Origin of the sequence: Paracoccus zhejiangensis (assembly GCF_002847445.1) — a bacterium.
GTDB lineage: Bacteria > Pseudomonadota > Alphaproteobacteria > Rhodobacterales > Rhodobacteraceae > Paracoccus > Paracoccus zhejiangensis.
The window spans coordinates 3,043,512-3,061,766 of record NZ_CP025430.1; the positions used below are offsets into that span (position 1 = coordinate 3,043,512).

Consider the following 18,255-nt stretch of genomic DNA (forward strand, 5'->3'; position numbering starts at 1 on the left):
CAAAGATGATTAACGTTAGCGGTTCTCGATCTGCAGGGTTTCAGGATCAAGCCGGACCTGCAATGGGTTGTCGGGTTTGATCGGTGCGGCACCCAATTCGTCGCACATCTTCAGATAGACCGGCCAGAAGATATCATCCTGCACAAAGGGCAGGAGGGCGTTGGGCAGCGGGTCGGGCAGATAGCTTTCGACCTCGACTGGTGCCAGGCCCTTGGCAATGCGCCGCATATTGACCGACCGGACGTCGTAATCGTCCAGCAGCAGGAATTCGTCGACAAGATAGACCCGCCGCCCTTCAGGTTCGTCCTTGATGAAGGTGCTGCCCAGGTTCATGTCGCGAACTGCCTGCAAGGCGTTGCGCACCTTGTGTGGGTCGGGCTCGTCCCAGACCTGCGCCAGCATCCAGTAGGGCCCAAGGCTGTCAGCATCGGGGTCATAGCCATATTGCCGCCAAAGCGCAGGATCGACTGTCGTCATGGTGGTGAACCAGGCGGCCTTCTGCACCAGGTAGGGATTATCGTGATCATTGATCCAGCTTCGCGGGCTGGGATTGCCAAACAGAATATTGGCCTTGTCGGCCTTCGCGACTCGATAGTCGGCCCAGAGCCATGTCGCGACTCGCTGCGCTTCCGCGATCCACCCAATGGACTGAAGCATGGGAACCCGTATGCCCGCGAACAGGCCGAATTGCGGGTTGAAGAAGCTGCGGACACCCTTTCGCATGGCTTGCGTGTGAAGATCGAAGGCGCAAAGATCAAGACTGACGATCAGGCCAAGAAATTGCTGCTTGGCTTCGATCGATTTTGCGGCATTGAAACCCGAAACCTGCGCGCTGCTCGCAAATCCTTCGAGGATACCACTGGCGTTATGCAGGTCTATGGCCCCCGCCATGTAATCCGCGATGTCTTCAAGCGCGAAGCTCACCCCTTTTCGGGAGTTTTCATTCGGAAACTGCCTTTGGAGCGCGGCGCGGGTTCGATCAACGCAGGGTTTGTTCAGCATGTCCAGCCGGTAGATTTCATTCATCCAGTTCAATGAATTTGGTCCAGGGCCGATTTGGGCCAACTCTGGATTCGATATTTCCCTGAGCATCCAGACGAAATTCTCGTGCCGTTGTGCCTGGTGTCCAAGGGGCCTTCTCTGGGCCATTCGCTACGGAAGCAGGGTTGTCGGGATCGACGCCTTTATATCGCCATATCTCGAACTCTCCGCCCATAAGTTCGGAACGATTCTCTATTCCAAGCTCTTCGAGAAAATCATCAAATGCTCTCGTATTCCACGATCCGCCTCCTGGCGAGGCGTCTACGCGCGAAAATACATTCTGCAGATAGGCCGGCCCTCCCTTCTGCTGCAACTCGTTCAACGCCGATCCATTTGCCTTGACCTCGATGATCGTGATCCGTGGCGGGCTGCCGGGTTTGACCGCGATAATGTCCGGGCCATGGCCAGAGCCATTCTTCAGCTCAAAAGTCTTGAACCCCTCGGCCTCAAGGCGTTTGCGGGCATCGGCTTCGGCCATATCACCGATACGCTTAGTCCTAGCCGCAACATGGGTGGTATTCGCGTCAGGCTCGGGCGTGACACGCTCGGTTGGCTCATGTGGCCGGACGGGGTTGGCATCGTCTGCGGCCTCGACCGGCTTTCGGCCCTCGACGACAATCTCATCACCCGTGCGGGCAGGGGGAACCGGTGGCTCGACCTTGTCCGCGACCCGGGTCGCATCGCCCGCTGCGGCTGCCACCTCATTGCCGCCGCCAAGCCAGGCCGGAACCCTTACCCTGTTGGCCCGCAAAATCGCCGCTAGCTCGGCCGTCGTGGCCGCGCCACCCAGTCGCCCAAGTGCGCCCATGACGCCCCTCAGCGCGCGCAATACCTTGGTCGGGCTGAGGAACAGGGCGACCAGACAGGCAGCATATCCGGCGCTGCCCCAGGGGTCCGACTCGACCTGCTGCTGGATCAGCTTGGTGACTTGGTCGGCAAGGTCCTTGCCGCCGCGTGCCAGCGAGGCCCATTCCTGTTCGGTGAACAATAATGAAACCGCGTCCGCCAGCCCCTTCAGCGCGTTCTCGGCCTGGTTCATGGTGAGAACTTCGTATTCGCTCCAATAGACATCATAGGCGGCCAGCAGGTTCACGCCGGCCTTGCTAATGTCGCGGAGCGTTGCCTTCAGCGCTTCGAGCTTGGCATAGAGGCGGAACAGGGCCATCTGCTGTTCTTTTGGCAGCACGGAAAACGTCTGTGTGCCAGCCTCAAGCGCCATGAACAGCTGGCCAACGCGGGCCGCATCACCCGTGACGCTGCGCCAGAAGAACCAGTTGTCCTGGCCATCAGAGGCAATATCAAGGTCAGCATCCAGCTGGATCAGCAGTTGGGTCAGCTCGAGTATCGCCTTCAGCTCGTCATAGAGGCATTGCCCTACGCCGGACAGAAGGCTGCCACCGGCAGGCCGCCAGCTGTTGTCCTGTGGCGCTGGCGTTCCCACGGCATCCTGCGCCATCTGCTGGATATCGGCCGGGGTCAGGCGCCAGCTTGCCGGGGCCGTAGGGCCGTCATCCATTGCCACGATCCAGATGGGTGCCGCCGCGCCGGCGCGTCTTGCCGGTCCCGGCGCCGCGTTTGCGCGATTTCAGGATCGCGGAGAACACAGCATCCAGCGTACCGGGAATGTTCAGTTGGCCGGTATGGGTGGATTCGTAGGAATGGCGGTTGGCAGTATCCTTTTTCGGGCCCATCGGGGCGGTTTCGGGTCGGTAGTCCATGCGCATCCCCGAGAAGGGCGCTGTGCCGGCGAAATCCGGGACCGAGGATGTCATCTCCTTCATACTCGCCAGAACCGACGCGCCGGTTGCGAAGGTATCGGGGTCGAAGTCCAGTTCATGCAGGCCCGAGGCCGCCATTGCCGTCTTGACCAGAGCACCCAGTTCGCCACCATCGCCAATCTGGTCCTTGAACCGCGCGCTGATTGCGGCCGCCAGGGACAGTGTATCATCCGCCTGACCCGAGGTGCCGCGCTCTGCCTCCAGGATGGGATCTGAACCGCCATCATGGATCTTGCCCGGATGTTCGGATTTGTCCTCCTGCCCGAACGGCAGGCCAGTCAGTGCCTTGGCCAGCGAGAAGCCGTCGGGATAAGCCTGTTCGTCGATTTTGGCGGGGCGGGGCGAAATGCCAAGCGTCGCATAGGCCTCGAGCAAGGCCGCATTGTTCATCTGGATCAGCATGAAATACGGGGTCGCGATCCCCTTTGACGAGACCGTCTCGACGCCCTGATGCTGATCCGGTTCAGTTGATTTTGACGTCCTTGCCATTCACCCGCACCGTCGTGTCAGCCACAATGTCGATGGCACTTCCCTTGATTTCGATCTTGCCGCTGGAATGGATGACGATCGCGCCAGAGCCGCAGGCGACCTGCCATGTTTCACCGGCAACCATCGTCGAGGTTTTCGCCGCCTCGTGCATGGCGCTTCCTGCGACAAAGGTGTGCTTGTTATGTCCGACGAACTGCTGCGAATTCCGGCCGATCGTCGTGGTCTTGGTCAGTCCCACCGCCTCTTGCTTGGCAAGCGCCACGACCTCTGACTTGTTCATTCCGATCAGTTCGTTGTAGTTCCCCTTGCCGAGGTTTATGAAGCCGGGGACGCCCAGCTTCTTTGCCTTTTCGCCCAGAAACCCAGTGAAGCTTTGATGGACGTTGCTGATGAAATCCAGTGCCTTGTTGGCGCCGACGACGATTGAGTAGTTCCCGCCAACTTTCACCGATAGGTTGTTGCCTATCTCTGCGGATTTGTTTGCGCCGATGCTTTCGAATTCGTTCACGTCGACGCGCTTTTCTCGGTTGTTCAGGACTTGGATATTCATGTCCTTCTGGGCGTGGACGAAGATTTCCTCTTCGCCTCTCTCGTCCTCGAAGCGCAGCTCGTTATAGCCCGCGCCCTGATGGGTGTCGGTCTTGAATGTGCTGACGGTCTTGTGCTTGGGCAACTCGTAGGGCACGCCGTTCTTGCCGTTATAGACGCAGCCTGTGACCAGCGGCTTGTCAGGATCGCCCTCCAGGAACTCGACCACGACCTCCATGCCAATGCGGGGAATGACCATGCCGCCCCAGCCCGCTCCAGCCCAGTTCTGCGACACCCGGCAGCGCATCGAATGGGCGCCGGTCAGGTCCCAGTGGAACCGCACCAGGATGCGGCCGTATTCGTCGCAGTCGATCTCGCCCTCGCCCACCACCATCGCCGTCTGCGGGCCCTGCACGATGGCGGGCGGCGTGCGCCGGGGCGGGACCATCGGCGCGGTGTCGGGCATCAATGTGTAGCTGCCGGTAAAGGCATAGCCATCGCTGCCCGGCCCGCCCGAGCCATAGGCCTCGCTGACGAAATGATGGCTGGCCGAGAGGCAGAGATAGCTTTCCCCGGTCCCCGGCACGGTGTCGCCCGAGAGCGTCAGCCGCATCCCCGCGCCAAGCGCGACGCAATCCCCGACCGCCCGGTTCCTGCGGTCCGCCCCGCGCTCCTGCTCGGTCCGGAGGCCAGCAACCAGCTTGCCCACCGGCTGCGCCAGGTAGTCACCCGGATAGTCGAAGCTTTCGATCCGGCCCTGCGGATGGGTGGCATCGCCGGTCCGGTCCGTCTCCATCGCGGCGGTCGGGGTCTTGAAATTGTAATCGGTCAGCCGGATCGCCCCGGTGGTCAGGTTGCGCTCGGGCGCCCAGTCCCAGAAATGCTCCTGCTCATAGTGGTGGTGACCGTCATAGCGCTTGAACGGGCGATCGCCGATGGTCTCATGGCTCAGCGCGTCATCGGTCAGGACCAGCGTATGGCTGCCCACCGCATGGCGGAAATGGAAACTGATGCCGGCACGCTCCATCTGGCGGCGGGCAAAATCGAGGTCGCTCTCGCGGTATTGGACGGTGTATTCCAGCACCGGGTAGTCACGCGTCAGCTTCATCTCCAGCGCCGGATCGCCCAGCCCCGCATATTCCCCAAAGAGTTCCTGCAGAATCTGGACCGCGGTCTTGTCGTGGAAAATGCGCTGGTTCCGCCGCCGCCCGGCCAGCCAGAACCACGGGCGCAGAGTCAGGTCATAGCGATGCCCGTTCTCGCCGACGCCGGCCCACCGGGCCGAGGTGACGATGCCATCGAAGGCGCGCATCTGGTCATGCGCCTCGATCTCGACGCTCGCATGGGTGCCGATGAGGGCGTCGAAATCCAGGTCGTCGCGAATGGCCAGCGCCTCGACGCGGTAGTCGAAGAGATCGTTCAGATGGTCGGAGCCGTCAAAGCGCAGCAGGCTGAGCGTATCGGCACCAAGCGCGGTGGTCAGGCGGCCAAGGCGCTCGGTCTGCTTGAAGGGGGCGTTCAAAAGGGCCTCCAGGGGAATCGTGATAAACAATTTATTGATGGGAGAGTAGCTGTCTCGAAGAACAATGAACAGACCGCCTGCGCGCGGGCACCGTCAAGCGATGCGGCGCCGGTCATGGAGAGGGTGCGCTGGGGCCAAACTGATGAGAAAACAGTGTCCAGATCCTGTCCCCGCAACCATTCTTTGACCATCGCGCAAGCGACAGCGCTGCGGCATGTTGATCATCGATGTTGAACGCCGGTGTGTGGCCGGTACGGGCCGGTTGATCAAATGAACTATTTGTCAAATTGACATGTCATTCCGAGCTGCGAGACGTAAAGGGTATGAACTGCCCAAGGCCGCGTTCAACTCATAGACCGTCCTTGCATTCCAAAGCCTCGTTCTTGAGGTATAGCCAGATTATGATGGTTGCTGTGATGCGACCAATAGGCAGGGCCAACTCGGATCAAGCTGGCAAGAGATTGCAGATGTTCCGCCGCCGCCGGACAGCCCGGAGATCGAGACTGCCCGACTCATAGACCAGCGGCGAGTCGTCCTGCATTGCGGTTTTCACGTGGTCGAAGAGATCGCGGTTCGTGCAATAGCTGCGGCCTCGATCTTTTCGGGCCTTGTCCTGAGAAAGCTGTAGCAGGTGCTGGCATTTTTGCAAGTCCCGCAGCGATTCAGTCTGGTGCGCTGGTCGATGGGGCTGATCTGCCGCCGCGACGCCACCTGCCCGAGATTTATGCACATACGGGCGGCCATCAGCGCGATCGCTTCGCTTTGGTCGGCAGGTTGTCCAAACATGTTGCTGCTCCTCTTGCGGCCTTGTCACAATGGGCGGTTGGTGCCGATCACCCGCACCTCGTCGCGGCCCCAGGCCGCGATCTCGCCGTTCAGCCCGCCAGTGAAGATGCCGTACCAGACGGCGGGCTTCATCTTCATCGCCTTGCGCGAGAAGATCAGCTCGACCGGGGCGGTGATGGTCCAGTAACCCTTGACCGGCCCCGAGATGGTGACTTCGGGATTGTCGCGCTGGGTTTCGACCATGGGCCGGAATTCGGGCACGTCGATGACATGAACCTCGATCATCACGCGGCTCCCTTGTATGCATCGACCAGCTTGGCCTTGCGGCGCCAGACCATGTCGATGTCCGGCATCAGGTCGCCCGCCTCGCGGCATTCGGTTTCGACCTCCATCGCGGCCTGGATGGTCAGCCTTGCATCGACCTCGTCGATCAGCTCGGTCTCACGCAGGCGGCGGGTGATCTCGACCGGATAGCCGTTCGGATCGGTGAAATAGATCGACTCGAGGATCTCGTGCTTGGTGTAGGGCGAGATCTTGATGCCGCGAGCCTCCAGTGTTTCCTTCCACTGGATCAGCTGTTGCTCGGTATCGACGGCCCAAGCGGTATGAGTGGCGAAGTAGAAATGATGCTCTTCCGGCACATAGCGCGCGGGCTGCTTGCTGCCGATGTAATAGAAGAAGGCGATGGTCGCGCCCTTGCCGGCATCGAAGAAGAAATGCAGGAAATCATGGTGACCCGGAGGGCCCCATCCGCGCGCGCTGATGGCGTGGACCAGCGGCAGGCCCAGGATGTCGCGGTAGAATTCGATGGTCTCGTTCAGCTTCCAAGTCGGGCGGGCGGTGTGGTCGACGCCGTTCAGCGCCAGTTGGATGCTGTCCAGCGCGGCATGGCGGGTGCCGGCAAGGCTACCATTGCCGACGCCCATGGCATCGTTGAAATTCGTGGCGGAGGATGCGTCGTCGCGCTTTTCAAGGCTATCAGTCATGGTGATCGGCTCCTCTTGCGAATCGGTCTGTCTCTGTGTCGCTTCCTATTAATTGACACTATCTCAATAAATAGCATTTGCCAAGGAAATTGTTGCCATGGCAATTAGGGTGGCATGAGCAGTGACACACATGAAAAGCGCGGCCGTGGCCGCCCCCGTCGCAGCGGTGATGGCGAGGATGGTCTGGTCGACCGCGAGAAGATCATCGACCTAGCCTATGATCTGGCGCGCAGCCAGTCGATCGACCAGGTGTCCTTCGTGCAGCTGGCCAAGGCCTTCGAGGTTAAGCCCGGGGCGCTGCATTACCACATCGGCACCAAGGATGACCTGACCTCGGCCATCCTGAACCGCTTCTATCGCGAGCTTCTGGCCAAGCTGACCGCGATGCCCGAGGAATCGGACTGGCGCCGGCGCCTGTCGCATTTCGCCCAGACCCTGATGACCACCGAACGTGATCATCGCGGGGCCGCCGAGCATATCCAGACCCATGCCAAGTTCCGGGTGTTCCAGCGGGTGCGCGATGGCGAAACGGATTATGGCGCGGCCTACCTGGACCACGCCTTTTCCCTGCTGCGCGGGGCTGGTTTCGACGCGGAAACGGCGGCGCTCTGCTATCACGTGCTGGCGCTGCATTGCCTGTCGGCGGCAACCTCGGCCAGTTCACGGCTGGAACCCTCGGCGCATGAGACGTTCCTGACCGCACGGGCCGAGGCCTATGACCCCGGCGAGATGCCGGGGCTGGAATTCGCGCTGCGCCCCTTCGCGCGGGTCAGGGCCGATGATGCCTTCCAGATCGGGCTCGAGGCGCTGTTGGACCGTTTCGCGACCATGCGGCGCGCCGACGGATAGCCGGGCTAAAGCGCCGCCGCGAAGCGCAGCATCTCGTCGTGGAAATCGGCGCTGCGTTTGTGGAAATCGATGCAATGGCCGGCCCCGGCGAAGATGCCGGTTTCGATCTTCGGTGCGCGGGTGAGCATGGCGGCGACGGTGGCCTGATCGGCGATGTGCCAAAGCTGCTCGTGCTGGGCCAGCTTGTAATAGACCGGGACGGTGACCCGTCCCAGGAGGCCGGGGGCGCGGTGGCCCCAGTCGCCGGCGATGTCGATGGCCTCGGCCCGGGGCATCAGCGTGTTGGCCGGGTGGCTGGCTGCCGGCATGGTCTCGGGCAGGGTGTCAGGCGGGCCGAACATGACCTGATCCTTCAGCGCCGTCGGCATTTCGACGAAATAGCCCGGCGGCAATTTGGCGAAATCCTCGGCCAGATGGGCGGGCAGGGTCTGGGCGAAGCCGGTCACCATGATGCCGCGCAGGGGCCAGTCTGGTCGCCGCGCGGCGATGGAGGCGGCGATCACCCCGCCCATGGAATGCCCGATCAGCGCGATGCCCTCGGGCTGCAGCTCCAGCGCCCCGGTGATCTCGCCCATCAGGTCCGCCAGCCGCGCGGCATTGCGGTCCAGCATCTCGGGGCCATCCGCCAGCGGCTCGCTGCCACCGTATCCGGGGCGATCCGGTGCGATGATGTCGAATCCGGCGGCCATGGCCCGGTCGATCAGCGAATGGCCGGGGATGTCGAAATAGCGGCTGGAATAGGTGCCGCCGTGGATGGCGACCAGCAGGGTCGGCTGTTTGCCGGCGCTCTCCGCTGCTCGCCCGAAAATACCGGAGACCGGTCCTTGACTGGTGGTGATTTCGAAGCTTCGTTTCATCGTCCCTGGTCTCCTCCCATTGACGTGCCGTTCCGATGTGACCGGGCGTGACGACCGATTGCCGCCAGCGTCGGGTCCCACGTTGTTAGCCATTATTTGATATAGCGTCAATTAAGATTTCGCCACCGGATGAGGCGCCAGTCCGGTCATCCGGCTGACCTGTCGCCCCTGAATGTCGATTCGGATTGCTGGCCGGATTGGGATGAGGGACAGCCACTTCATCCTGCGGCATATCTTGGCAAATTCATTGTAAAACAGTTGGATGTGCCATTAATTGCCACGCAGTCAATAAATATTGACATACTATCAATAATGAGGCATTGTAAGAGGCAGATCAAGGAGGAACCAATGTCGGTACAGGATTTCATGCCACTGGCGGGACTGCGGGGCGCGCAATGGGACCCGAGCCGTCTGCCGGGCGATCTGGTGTCCACCGTGCATACGCTGACCACGGCGGACGGTGCCAATGTCACCGGCTATCTCTATCGCCGCGGTGGCGAGAAGGCGGTCTGCTGCCTGATGCATCCGCGCGAGATTCTGGCCACGCATTACCTGGTTCCGGAACTTCTGGAGGCGGGCGCGGCGGTCTGGGTTCAGGGCTCGCGCGCCGCTGGCAACGATCTGCGGCTGGAACATGAACTGGCCGTGCTGGATGTCGATGCCGGCACCGCCTTCCTGCGCGATTGCGGCTATGACCAGATCGTGCTGGTTGGCAATTCCGGCGGTGGCGGCCTGTTCGCCTATTACGCCGAGCAGGCCAATCTCGCCTCCGAAGCGCGCGAGACCAGCACACCGGCCGGTCGCCGGGTCAAGCTGGCCGAAGCGCCGATGGTGCGCCCCGACCTGATGGTCTTCGTCGCGCCGCATCCGGGGCAGGGGATCCTCTTGATGAATTCGCTCGATCCCTCGGTTACCGATGAGCGCGACCCGCTGTCGATCGATCCGGCGCTGTTCCCGTTTTCGGCAAGTAACGGCTATGCCTCTGACGGCGCGCGCTATGCGCCGGACTTCATCGCCGCTTATCGCGCCGCACAAAAGGCCCGGGTGGCGCGGATTGACGAGACGGCGCGGCAGATGGTTCGTCTCAGGATGGAGGCGCGCAAATCCGTCAAGGCCGGCGCCAGTGACCCGGCAGCGCAGCTGGCCGCGGGCTGGCAGCATATCTTCGAGGTGCCGCGCACCGATGCCGATCTGCGCAACTGGGACCTGAGCATCGATCCGACCGACCGCAGCCTCGGCTCGCTCTGGGGACGCGATCCGTTCAAGACCAACATGAACGGCGTCGGCTTCGGCAAGGTCTGCACGCCCGAAAGCTGGCTTTCGACCTGGTCGGGGCTGACCTCGAAGGCCAGTGTGCTGCGCTGCGCCCCGGCCATCGACCAGCCGAGCTTTGTCCTCCGCTATACCGCCGATGCCTGCGTCTTCCCCGAGGAACTGGACAGCATCGTCGATGCCTTGGGAACTACGGACAAATCCTGTGTCGCCCTGCGCGGCACCCATCACGGCCAGCCCCTCGCGGCTGGCGAGCCGAGCGGCCAGATCCTCGCGGGTGAGGCCATCCGAGGCTGGTTGAAGAACCGGCTGCTGACCTGACCGCGACAAGGGAGGAAACCATGTCATTTGAACCCGAAGAGCCGATCGAGGGCGTTGTCTATCCCGACGCGGCCGATCTGAAGCGCTGGACCGAGGCCGGAGCGCTGACCTTGGAAACCCTGGCCGATGGCTTTCGCGCCGCTGCAGCCCGCCATGCGACCCGCGATGCGGTGATCTGGCAGGGCGGCCGGATGAGCTATGCCGATCTCGACGCCGCGACCGACAAGGTAGCCGCCGGGCTTCTGTCGCTGGGTTTGAAGCCGCGCGACCGGGTGGTGTTCCAGCTGACCAACACGCCCGAGGCGCTGATCGCCTTTCTGGCCTGCTGGAAGGCCGCGATCATCCCGATCTGCACGCTGGCCGCCCATCGCGAGGCCGAAATCGGTTTTCTGGCCCGCTTTGCCGGCGCCCGGGCGCATTTCATCGAAAGCGATGCGGAGAAGTTCGATTTCAACGCTTTTGCCCACAAGATGCAGGGCGAGATCGACAGCCTTCAGATGATCGTCTCGACCCGTGGCGAAGCCGGCGAGGGCGTTGTCGACATGCAGGAATTCCTCGCCGGTGATCTGGCCGAGGCGCTTCGGGTTCTGGCCGATGTGCCGCAGGACCCCTGGCAGGTCGCGGCCTTCCAGCTCTCGGGCGGCACCACCGGGGTCCCCAAGATCATCCCGCGCATGCATTCGGAATATCTCTACAACATGCGCGCGGTCATGGCATTCAAGGGCTGGACCGCCGAGGACCGGCTGTTCGTGCCGATGCCCTTCGCCCACAACCTGAACATGGGCTGCGGCTGGGGGCCGTTCCTGATGTCGGGCGGCACGGTGATCGCCACCCCGCGCGTCGATCAGCAGGCGATGCGCGAGATCCACAATGCGCTGTCCCCCACGGTCATGGGCGCCGCCAAGCCCATCGTCATGCGGATGAAGGCCGAGATCGCCGAGGGCCGGATCACCACCGGCAATCTGCGCGAGATCTTCTCGACCGATGCGGCCGAGATCGTCAGCACCGAGATGAAGGTGCCCGGCCATCATATCTTCGGCATGACCGAGGGCACTATCATGTTCACCCGCGCGGGCGACAGCGAGTTTGTCCGCTTCCAGACCTGCGGCACGCCGGTGTCCGAATTCGACCAGGTGCGGCTTCTCGCCCCGGGCACCGAGGACGAGGTCGAGACCGGCCAGATCGGCGAGCTGGCAGTGTTCGGCCCCTATACGATCCGCGGCTATTACAACGCGCCTGATCGCAACGCCGAGACCTTCACCCGGGATGGCTTCTATCGTTCCGGCGATCTGATGAAGGCCCATCGCATCGATGGCGTGACCTATTACTCCTTCGAGGGCCGCATTAAGGACGTGGTCGACCGCGCCGGCGAGAAGGTGAATTGCGAAGAGGTCGAGCGCGCGGTGATGGCCCATCCCGCCTTTACCGATGTGGCGGTGGTGGGCATGCCCTCGCCGACCCATGGCGAACGCATCTGCCTTTACGCCGTCGCCGCGCCGAACAGTGCTCTGCCGGATGTGCGCGAGCTGGGGGCCTTTCTAAAACAGGCCGGTCTGGCGGTGTTCAAATGGCCCGAGCGGATCGAACCCATCGACGCCCTGCCGCTGACCAAGGTGGGCAAGCTGGACAAGGCGGTTCTGAGACAGCGCATCGCCGAGACGCTGAAGGCGGAAGAACCCGCCGCCACGCACTGATCCCGCAGGGAAACGAAAGGAGAGGATCATGAAGATCAATGTTCTGGGCGGTGGCCCCTCGGGTCTCTATTTCGCCTATCTCGCGCGCAAGCGCCTTGGCGATGTCGAGGTGAATGTGCACGAGCGCAATGCCCCCGACGCGACCTTCGGCTTTGGCGTGGTGCTGGCCGGCGCCGGCCTGGCGCGGCTTCAGGCCGCGGATGCGGACAGCTTCGCCCGGCTCGATGCCATCACCAAGCGTTTGGGCAATCAGGAGATCATCCTGAACGGTCAGGCGGTCCAGGTCGAGGGCGAGGCCTATGGCGGCGCGGTCGAACGGCTGACCCTGCTGAAGACGCTGCAGGATCTTTGTGCCGAGGTGGGCGTCAACGTGACTTATCACGCCCAGGTCGATGATCCGCGACTGCTCGACGATGCCGACCTGGTGGTCGGGGCCGATGGTGCCAATTCGACCATGCGCCGCAGCTTCGAGACCCAGTTCGGCACCCATGGCAGCCAGCTCTCGAACGCCTTCGCCTGGTATGGAGCCGAGCGGCTGCATGACCGCCCGACGCTGAGCTTCCGCAATGCCGGGGGCGGGGCCTTCTGCGCGCATTACTATCCCTATACCGACCGGATGTGCACCTTCGTGATGGAATGCGACCGCGCGGCCTGGGAGGGTTGCGGCTTCGAGGCGATGACCAATGACCAACGCCAAGACTTTGTCGAGGACCTGTTCCGCGATGACCTGCAGGGCCAGCCGCTGATCTCGAACAAGTCGGAATGGCGGAATTTCCAGCCGGTCTGGAATGACAGCTGGACCCATGGCAACCGGGTGCTGATCGGCGATGCCGTGCGCCGTGCGCATTTCTCGATCGGATCGGGCACGCGGATTGCGATGGAGGATTCCATCGCGCTGGTGAAGGCGCTGGAGACCGAGGCCGATGTCGTCTCGGCACTGGCCGCCTATGTCGCCGCCCGCAAGCCCGCCGCCGATATCCTGATCGGCGCGGCCCGCGAAAGCTATGGCTGGTACGAGGAGATGGGCGAGCACATGGCCGATGCGGCCAGCCCCCATGCCTTCGCCTTCGACTACCTGACCCGCACCGGCCGCGTCGATGCCGCCCGCGTCGCCGCCGATTACCCGGGCTTCATGGCGGCCTACCAGTCCGAACGGGCAGGGGCGGCGTGATGACCATTCCCTATACCTTCTTCCCCGCGACCGAAGAGATCGTCTCGGACGAACCGCTGGTCATCCGCCGTGTCGTCCGCTGGGGCGATTGCGACCCGGCGGGTGTCGCCTATACGCCGCGCTTTCTCGACTATGTGGTGACCGCGCATGAGGTCTTCATCAGCATGATGTTGGGCGGCCCGATCCATCTGCTGAAGGACGGGCTGTCGGTCGATTTCCCGGTGCGCGGGGTCGAGATCGACTTTCGCGCGACCCTGCCGCTGGATGCGCAGTTCGAGATGGATGTGCGCGTGGGCGAGATCCGCAGCCGCACCTTCGACCTGCTGATCCGCGCCCACAGGGTTGAAAGCGGGGGCAAGCGCCGGGGGCCGCTGGCCTTCACCGCCCGGATCACCCCGGTCACGGTCGACCGCCACAGCCGCGCCGCCGTCGCCCTGCCTGAGCAACTGAAATCGCGCGTTGCCGCCTATGCCGCCGCGCATCCCGTCAAGGAGACCAGCTAATGCGCGCCTATCGCATCGGGCAGATCGTGCCCTCGTCGAACATCACCATGGAAACCGAGATCCCGGCCATGCTGCGCTCGCGCGAAACCATCCGGCCCGAGCGCTTTACCTTTCATTCCAGCCGGATGCGGATGAAGAAGGTGACGCAGGAAGAGCTGACGGCGATGGACCGCGACTCGCTGCGCTGTGCCCGCGAGCTCTCGGATGCCGATGTCGACGTGATGGGCTATGCCTGCCTTGTGGCGATCATGAGCCAGGGCCTCGGCTATCACCGCAAATCCAAGACTAACCTGGAAGGCGCGATCACGGACGAGGGCAAGTCGATCCCGGTCGTGTCCTCGGCCGGTGCGCTGATCGAGGGGCTGAAGGAAATGGGCGCGAAGCGAGTCAGCCTGCTGATGCCCTACATGAAGCCTCTGGCGCAAAGGGTGACCGATTACGTCGCCAATGAAGGCTTCGAGATTCAGGACAGTCTGGCGCTGGAGATCGAAGACAATCTGGCCGTCGCCGCCCGCGATCCGCTGACGCTGATCGAGGATGTGAAGCGGCTGGACACCAAGGGCGTCGATGCCGTGGTGCTGTCCTGCTGCGTGCAGATGCCCTCGCTGCCGGCGCTGGCGCCGGTCGAGGCGGCACTGGGGATCCCGGTGACCTCGGCGGCGGCCTGCACGGTGCGCTCGATGCTGCAGCAGATGCGGCTTGAGCCGGTGGTACCCGCCGCGGGGGCCATGCTGGCGCCCGGGCTGCGGCCAGCCGCCTGAAATCACGACATCAATGGGAGGAATGACAATGACAAACGCGAAAACGCTGGCCCTCGCCGGCGCATTCATGGCGATTGCCGGCAGTGCGGCGGCGGAAACCACGGTGCGGATGCTGAACACCTGGGATGACCGCTACCCCGGTTCGACGGTGATCTGCGAACGCTATGCCCAGCTTCTGACCGAGGCCTCGGGCGGCGAGATCACCGTTCAAATCTCGGGGCCGGAAACCATTCCGCCGCTGGAACAGCTCGAGCCGACGCAGGCGGGGCTGTTCCAGATCCTCTGCACCTATCCGGGGTTCCACACCGGCACCTCGACGCTGCTGACCGGGCTGGAAAGCATCCGGCCCGATCCCGAGGCCTTCCGTGCCTCGGGGGCGATGGACGAGATCCGCGACAGCTATGGCAAGCTGGGCCTGCATGTCGTTTCGGTGCCGCTGGCCCATGGTTACTGGATCTTTATGAACAAGGGTCTGTCCGAGCAGGGTGATCTGACCGGCCGGCAGATCCGCGCCCTGCCGCCGCAGCACCCCTACATTACCGCCATCGGCGGCACCCCCGTCGTGCTGCCTCCGGCCGAGATGTTCAGCGCGCTGGAGCGCGGGGTCATCGACGGGGCGCTGTTCCCGGCAGCGGGGGCCTCGGGCTACGGCTTTGCCGAGGTGGCCGACAGCTATCTGACCACCAACATTTCCTCGCCCCATGTGATCCTGGCCAACCAGGCCTTCTGGGACGGGCTGCCCGAGGATCTGCGTACGGTCTTCGACGCGCAGGCCGAGGTTCTCGAGACCGAGATCCCCGGCGTCTACGACAGGCTGAATGCCGAGGAGGCCGAGAAGCTAGCAGCGGCGGGGATGCAGAAGCTGGAACTGGACGCGGCCACCGCCGCGCGACTGGAGGAGGGCGTGGCCAGCGGGGCCTGGACCTTCGCGCAAAGCCGCGACCCCGAGGCCGCCGCACGGCTTGAAGAGCGGGTCACCGAGGCCGGTCTCTTGACCAACTGAGCGCGATGGTGGCGGGCCGGCAAGGCGGCCCGCCGCCTCTTTTGCGGGAGGAGAAACACATGTTCAGGACCATCGGCCGAGTTCACGACAGGCTGTCCGAAACCGGCCTCTGGCTGGGCATGGGCGCGCTGGCGGCGATCGCGGCGATCTCGTTCGCGGCCACCATGTCGCGCTATCTTCTGGGGGCGCCCATCGCCTGGGTGCCGGATTGGAGCGGCTATCTGCTGGCCTTCTCGATCTTCGTGACCGCCCCGGCGGTGACCCGGCACGGCCAGCATGTCGCCATGGATATCCTCGCCTCGGTCTTCACCGCGCCGTGGCTGCTCCGGCTGCTGAGCCTTGGCGCGCTGCTGGCCACCTTCGCCATCCTTGTCACCATGAGCTGGATCGTCTGGCGGTCGCTTCTGTCCGCGCTCGGTGCCGGAACCATGACCGCCGCCGGCTATCCCGTTCCGCGCTGGTGGCTTCTGGCCGTGGTCTTCTACGGCTTCGCCTCATCTGCCCTGCACGTGCTGCGGATGCTGGCCTTCTGTCCCCAAAAGGCCGGGCTTCCCCAGCCGCTCGTCGAAACCGAAAGGGTCTGAATCATGCCGATCTATGCCAGTTTCGCCGTGCTCGCGCTGCTGTTCCTGCTGGGCGTCCCGGTCTTTGCCGCCTTTTTCGGCTTCAACATCTTCGCCGCGCTGCTGCTGATGGGGCCGCAGATGCTGTCGATCTTCCCGGCCTCGATCCTCGACACCTCGATGACCTCCGAGCTGGTGACGGTGCCGCTGTTCATCCTCTTGGGGGAACTGCTGTTCCGCTCGGGCTGCATCACCATCCTGTTCGACGCGGTGGATGACATCATCGGCGGCATTCGCGGGCGGCAATATGTGATCGTGGTGGTCATCTCGGTGCTTCTGGGCGCGCTCTCGGGTTCCGCGATTGCCGTTGCCGCGATGCTCGGCCGAACGGTGATGGCAGAGGGCATCCAGCGCGGCGGCGACAAGCAGCTGCTGGCCGGTTTGGTTCTGGGCGGCGCCTGCCTTGCGCCGATCATCCCGCCCAGCTTCCTGATCGTGCTGATCGGCATGCTGTCGGGCACCTCGATCTCGTCCCTTTTGGCAGCGGGCGTACTGCCCGGCATCGTCGCCGGTGTTCTGTTCTTCCTCTATGTCCAGGTCCTTCTGTGGCGCGATCCCTCGCGCGATATCGAACGGCCCAGCGACGCCCCGCGCGGCTCGATGCTGCGCGCCATCCTGTCGCTTCTGCCCTTTTCCATCGTCATCTTCGCCGTGCTGGGGCTGATCCTTCTGGGTATCGCCACGCCGAACGAATCCGCCGCCTGTGGGGTGTTCGGCGCGCTGGTCGTCGCCGCCATCTATCGGAGGCTGTCGCTGTCCATGGTGATCGAGGCGCTGAAAGGCACGGTGCTCATGTCCTCGATGATCCTCCTGATCATGGCGGCCTCGAAGATCCTGACCCAGCTCATGGCCTTTTCCGGGCTGACCGCTGATCTGGTCGCGCTGCTGACCGGGCTCGATCTGCCGCCGGTCGTGGTGCTGGCGATCCTGATGCTGATCCCCTTCGTCCTTTGCATGTTCCTCGACCAGATCGCGCTGATGCTGGTCCTGATCCCGATCTATGTGCCGCTGCTGGCGACCTTCGGCTTCGATCCGCTGGTCGTCTGGACGCTGTTCCTGTTGAACCTGACCCTCGGCTCGATCACGCCGCCCTTCGGTTACGCGCTTTTCGCGCTGAGCGCCTCGAGCCCGAAGGATGTCAGCCTGCGCGAGATCTATGCCGCCTCCTGGCCCTTCATCGGGCTGATCGTGCTGACGCTGATCCTGGTCTGGGCCTTCCCGCCGCTTGCGACCTGGCTGCCGTCGCGGCTGTGAGTAGGAGGACCGGAAGGCCGACAAGCAGCATCACGGGCCCCGCATGGTTGGCCCGCGATGACATGATATTGAGGCGTAATTTAGCAATTCACGTCCAGCCTTGCAGGAAGATCCAGCCAAACTGGGTACTGTCTCTCAGCGTCGCGGGCGCAGGTAGTTGGCGCGAGCTTGTTCAATCAGGATGATAGAGCACGGAGACCACGATCCATCAGTTTCTTACTGAGTGCAACGTTGGTGCTCGAGAGCGCTGGATGTTTGGAAGGATCTTTCGGATGCCCTGATACCGAAGGCGCCTCGCTGGTCGGCGGACGAGGGATTTGTTGAGATATTGTAATAGTAAGGTAAATCGTTTGGCGGCACAGATTGAAGTTAGCACTCTCATTGCATGTTTCGTTGCCGTCTCCATGGCAGAGCGAATTTCGTTCGCTGTAATCCAAATCCTGTCCCCGCTACCACCGAACTCTGAATGCCACTCAAAACAGCGCGCAATCGGGCACTTTTTGTTGGCCGAGTAAGGCTTGGGGCCCTGCAACAACTGCGCAGCCGCGCTGCAGAGCGTGATCGACACACCGTCACGGCCTTCAAAGCCGAAATCTGGAACATCTAGGCAAATGCCGATGATCTACTTTTCCGTGTGTCGCATGCGCGCAAATCTACCGGATCTCCATGAGGCGCAGGCGTGAAACGGCTGACGCAATGCGCTTGTAGTGCCGGATCGCGCCAACATTGGGATTGTCGCAAACCAAACGGTTTTGCAATTCTGACTCGACAAAACGGACTTTACCTCGGACCTGCCTCCACGCTCGATCAACCGACT

17 protein-coding genes are annotated in these 18,255 nt (G+C 63.0%); 9 read left to right on the top strand and 8 right to left on the bottom strand.

Annotated features, from left to right (window positions below):
* Positions 1-15: 15 nt before the first annotated feature.
* The 7 genes from CX676_RS14695 to CX676_RS14715 all read right to left on the bottom strand — a co-directional run bounded on the left by CX676_RS14695 (position 16) and on the right by CX676_RS14715 (position 7,130).
* Positions 16-1,026 carry a hypothetical protein gene (locus CX676_RS14695; RefSeq protein ID WP_101753279.1) on the bottom strand — a complete coding sequence of 337 codons (1,011 nt, stop codon included), beginning with the start codon at positions 1,024-1,026 and terminating at the stop codon, positions 16-18.
* Entirely contained in the window at positions 1,019-2,557 is a 1,539-nt protein-coding gene (locus CX676_RS14700; RefSeq protein WP_101753280.1) for a hypothetical protein, read from the bottom strand. The genes CX676_RS14695 and CX676_RS14700 overlap by 8 nt, the downstream gene beginning before the upstream one ends.
* Entirely contained in the window at positions 2,550-3,308 is a 759-nt protein-coding gene (locus CX676_RS14705) for a hypothetical protein (protein ID WP_157935951.1), read from the bottom strand. The genes CX676_RS14700 and CX676_RS14705 overlap by 8 nt, the downstream gene beginning before the upstream one ends.
* Positions 3,283-5,358, bottom strand: coding sequence for a type VI secretion system Vgr family protein (locus CX676_RS14710; protein ID WP_101754360.1), 2,076 nt, complete (start codon positions 5,356-5,358; stop codon positions 3,283-3,285). The genes CX676_RS14705 and CX676_RS14710 overlap by 26 nt, the downstream gene beginning before the upstream one ends.
* Positions 5,359-5,907: 549 nt before the next feature.
* Positions 5,908-6,144 (bottom strand): DUF6455 family protein, encoded by a 237-nt coding sequence (locus CX676_RS22590; protein WP_157935952.1) that lies wholly within the window; start codon positions 6,142-6,144, stop codon positions 5,908-5,910.
* A 24-nt stretch (positions 6,145-6,168) separates the two neighbouring features.
* Positions 6,169-6,429 (bottom strand): hypothetical protein, encoded by a 261-nt coding sequence (locus tag CX676_RS22795; protein WP_198590201.1) that lies wholly within the window; start codon positions 6,427-6,429, stop codon positions 6,169-6,171.
* Positions 6,429-7,130: a VOC family protein gene (locus CX676_RS14715; protein WP_198590202.1), complete on the bottom strand. Its 702-nt coding sequence runs from the start codon at positions 7,128-7,130 to the stop codon at positions 6,429-6,431. The genes CX676_RS22795 and CX676_RS14715 overlap by 1 nt, the downstream gene beginning before the upstream one ends.
* Positions 7,131-7,244: 114 nt before the next feature.
* Here CX676_RS14715 and CX676_RS14720 point away from each other — a divergent pair, with 114 nt between their 5' ends.
* Positions 7,245-7,979, top strand: coding sequence for a TetR/AcrR family transcriptional regulator (locus tag CX676_RS14720; RefSeq protein ID WP_101753282.1), 735 nt, complete (start codon positions 7,245-7,247; stop codon positions 7,977-7,979).
* A gap of 5 nt (positions 7,980-7,984) precedes the next feature.
* Here CX676_RS14720 and CX676_RS14725 read toward each other — a convergent pair whose 3' ends face one another.
* Positions 7,985-8,836, bottom strand: a complete 852-nt coding sequence (locus tag CX676_RS14725; RefSeq protein ID WP_157935953.1) for an alpha/beta hydrolase — start codon at positions 8,834-8,836, stop codon at positions 7,985-7,987.
* A 348-nt stretch (positions 8,837-9,184) separates the two neighbouring features.
* On the opposite strand from CX676_RS14725, the gene CX676_RS14730 reads away from it, so the two are divergent.
* From CX676_RS14730 to CX676_RS14765, 8 genes are read left to right on the top strand one after another with little or no spacing between them, the layout of a single operon-like run.
* Positions 9,185-10,429, top strand: a complete 1,245-nt coding sequence (locus CX676_RS14730; RefSeq protein WP_198590203.1) for an alpha/beta fold hydrolase — start codon at positions 9,185-9,187, stop codon at positions 10,427-10,429.
* 20 nt (positions 10,430-10,449) lie between these two features.
* A complete protein-coding gene (locus CX676_RS14735) occupies positions 10,450-12,123 on the top strand; it encodes an AMP-binding protein (protein WP_101753284.1) in 1,674 nt (557 codons plus the stop codon).
* Positions 12,124-12,151: 28 nt separating this feature from the next.
* Complete coding sequence (locus tag CX676_RS14740) at positions 12,152-13,294, top strand: FAD-dependent monooxygenase (RefSeq protein WP_101753285.1); 1,143 nt, start codon at positions 12,152-12,154, stop codon at positions 13,292-13,294.
* On the top strand, positions 13,294-13,797 hold the full coding sequence (locus CX676_RS14745) for an acyl-CoA thioesterase (protein WP_101753286.1): 504 nt from the start codon (positions 13,294-13,296) through the stop codon (positions 13,795-13,797). The genes CX676_RS14740 and CX676_RS14745 overlap by 1 nt, the downstream gene beginning before the upstream one ends.
* Positions 13,797-14,558, top strand: a complete 762-nt coding sequence (locus tag CX676_RS14750; protein ID WP_101753287.1) for a maleate cis-trans isomerase family protein — start codon at positions 13,797-13,799, stop codon at positions 14,556-14,558. Before CX676_RS14745 ends, CX676_RS14750 begins: the two co-directional genes overlap by 1 nt.
* A 28-nt stretch (positions 14,559-14,586) precedes the next feature.
* Positions 14,587-15,561: a TRAP transporter substrate-binding protein gene (locus CX676_RS14755; RefSeq protein WP_157935954.1), complete on the top strand. Its 975-nt coding sequence runs from the start codon at positions 14,587-14,589 to the stop codon at positions 15,559-15,561.
* Between the two features lie 59 nt (positions 15,562-15,620).
* The gene (locus CX676_RS14760; protein WP_157935955.1) at positions 15,621-16,145 is read left to right on the top strand and encodes a TRAP transporter small permease; all 525 of its coding nucleotides are present in this window, start codon (positions 15,621-15,623) and stop codon (positions 16,143-16,145) included.
* 3 nt (positions 16,146-16,148) lie between these two features.
* Positions 16,149-17,438 (top strand): TRAP transporter large permease, encoded by a 1,290-nt coding sequence (locus CX676_RS14765; RefSeq protein WP_101753290.1) that lies wholly within the window; start codon positions 16,149-16,151, stop codon positions 17,436-17,438.
* Positions 17,439-18,255: the final 817 nt, after the last annotated feature.

What these genes read in the sequence shown, in the direction of transcription:
- CX676_RS14695 (WP_101753279.1), bottom strand. Translation starts at nt 1,026, where the DNA reads ATGAATGAAATCTACCGGCTGGACATGCTGAACAAACCCTGCGTTGAT.
- CX676_RS14700 (WP_101753280.1), bottom strand. Translation starts at nt 2,557, where the DNA reads ATGGATGACGGCCCTACGGCCCCGGCAAGCTGGCGCCTGACCCCGGCC.
- CX676_RS14705 (WP_157935951.1), bottom strand. Translation starts at nt 3,308, where the DNA reads ATGGCAAGGACGTCAAAATCAACTGAACCGGATCAGCATCAGGGCGTC.
- CX676_RS22590 (WP_157935952.1), bottom strand. Translation starts at nt 6,144, where the DNA reads ATGTTTGGACAACCTGCCGACCAAAGCGAAGCGATCGCGCTGATGGCC.
- CX676_RS22795 (WP_198590201.1), bottom strand. Translation starts at nt 6,429, where the DNA reads ATGATCGAGGTTCATGTCATCGACGTGCCCGAATTCCGGCCCATGGTC.
- CX676_RS14715 (WP_198590202.1), bottom strand. Translation starts at nt 7,130, where the DNA reads ATGACTGATAGCCTTGAAAAGCGCGACGACGCATCCTCCGCCACGAAT.
- CX676_RS14720 (WP_101753282.1), top strand. Translation starts at nt 7,245, where the DNA reads ATGAGCAGTGACACACATGAAAAGCGCGGCCGTGGCCGCCCCCGTCGC.
- CX676_RS14725 (WP_157935953.1), bottom strand. Translation starts at nt 8,836, where the DNA reads ATGAAACGAAGCTTCGAAATCACCACCAGTCAAGGACCGGTCTCCGGT.
- CX676_RS14730 (WP_198590203.1), top strand. Translation starts at nt 9,185, where the DNA reads ATGTCGGTACAGGATTTCATGCCACTGGCGGGACTGCGGGGCGCGCAA.
- CX676_RS14735 (WP_101753284.1), top strand. Translation starts at nt 10,450, where the DNA reads ATGTCATTTGAACCCGAAGAGCCGATCGAGGGCGTTGTCTATCCCGAC.
- CX676_RS14740 (WP_101753285.1), top strand. Translation starts at nt 12,152, where the DNA reads ATGAAGATCAATGTTCTGGGCGGTGGCCCCTCGGGTCTCTATTTCGCC.
- CX676_RS14745 (WP_101753286.1), top strand. Translation starts at nt 13,294, where the DNA reads ATGACCATTCCCTATACCTTCTTCCCCGCGACCGAAGAGATCGTCTCG.
- CX676_RS14750 (WP_101753287.1), top strand. Translation starts at nt 13,797, where the DNA reads ATGCGCGCCTATCGCATCGGGCAGATCGTGCCCTCGTCGAACATCACC.
- CX676_RS14755 (WP_157935954.1), top strand. Translation starts at nt 14,587, where the DNA reads ATGACAAACGCGAAAACGCTGGCCCTCGCCGGCGCATTCATGGCGATT.
- CX676_RS14760 (WP_157935955.1), top strand. Translation starts at nt 15,621, where the DNA reads ATGTTCAGGACCATCGGCCGAGTTCACGACAGGCTGTCCGAAACCGGC.
- CX676_RS14765 (WP_101753290.1), top strand. Translation starts at nt 16,149, where the DNA reads ATGCCGATCTATGCCAGTTTCGCCGTGCTCGCGCTGCTGTTCCTGCTG.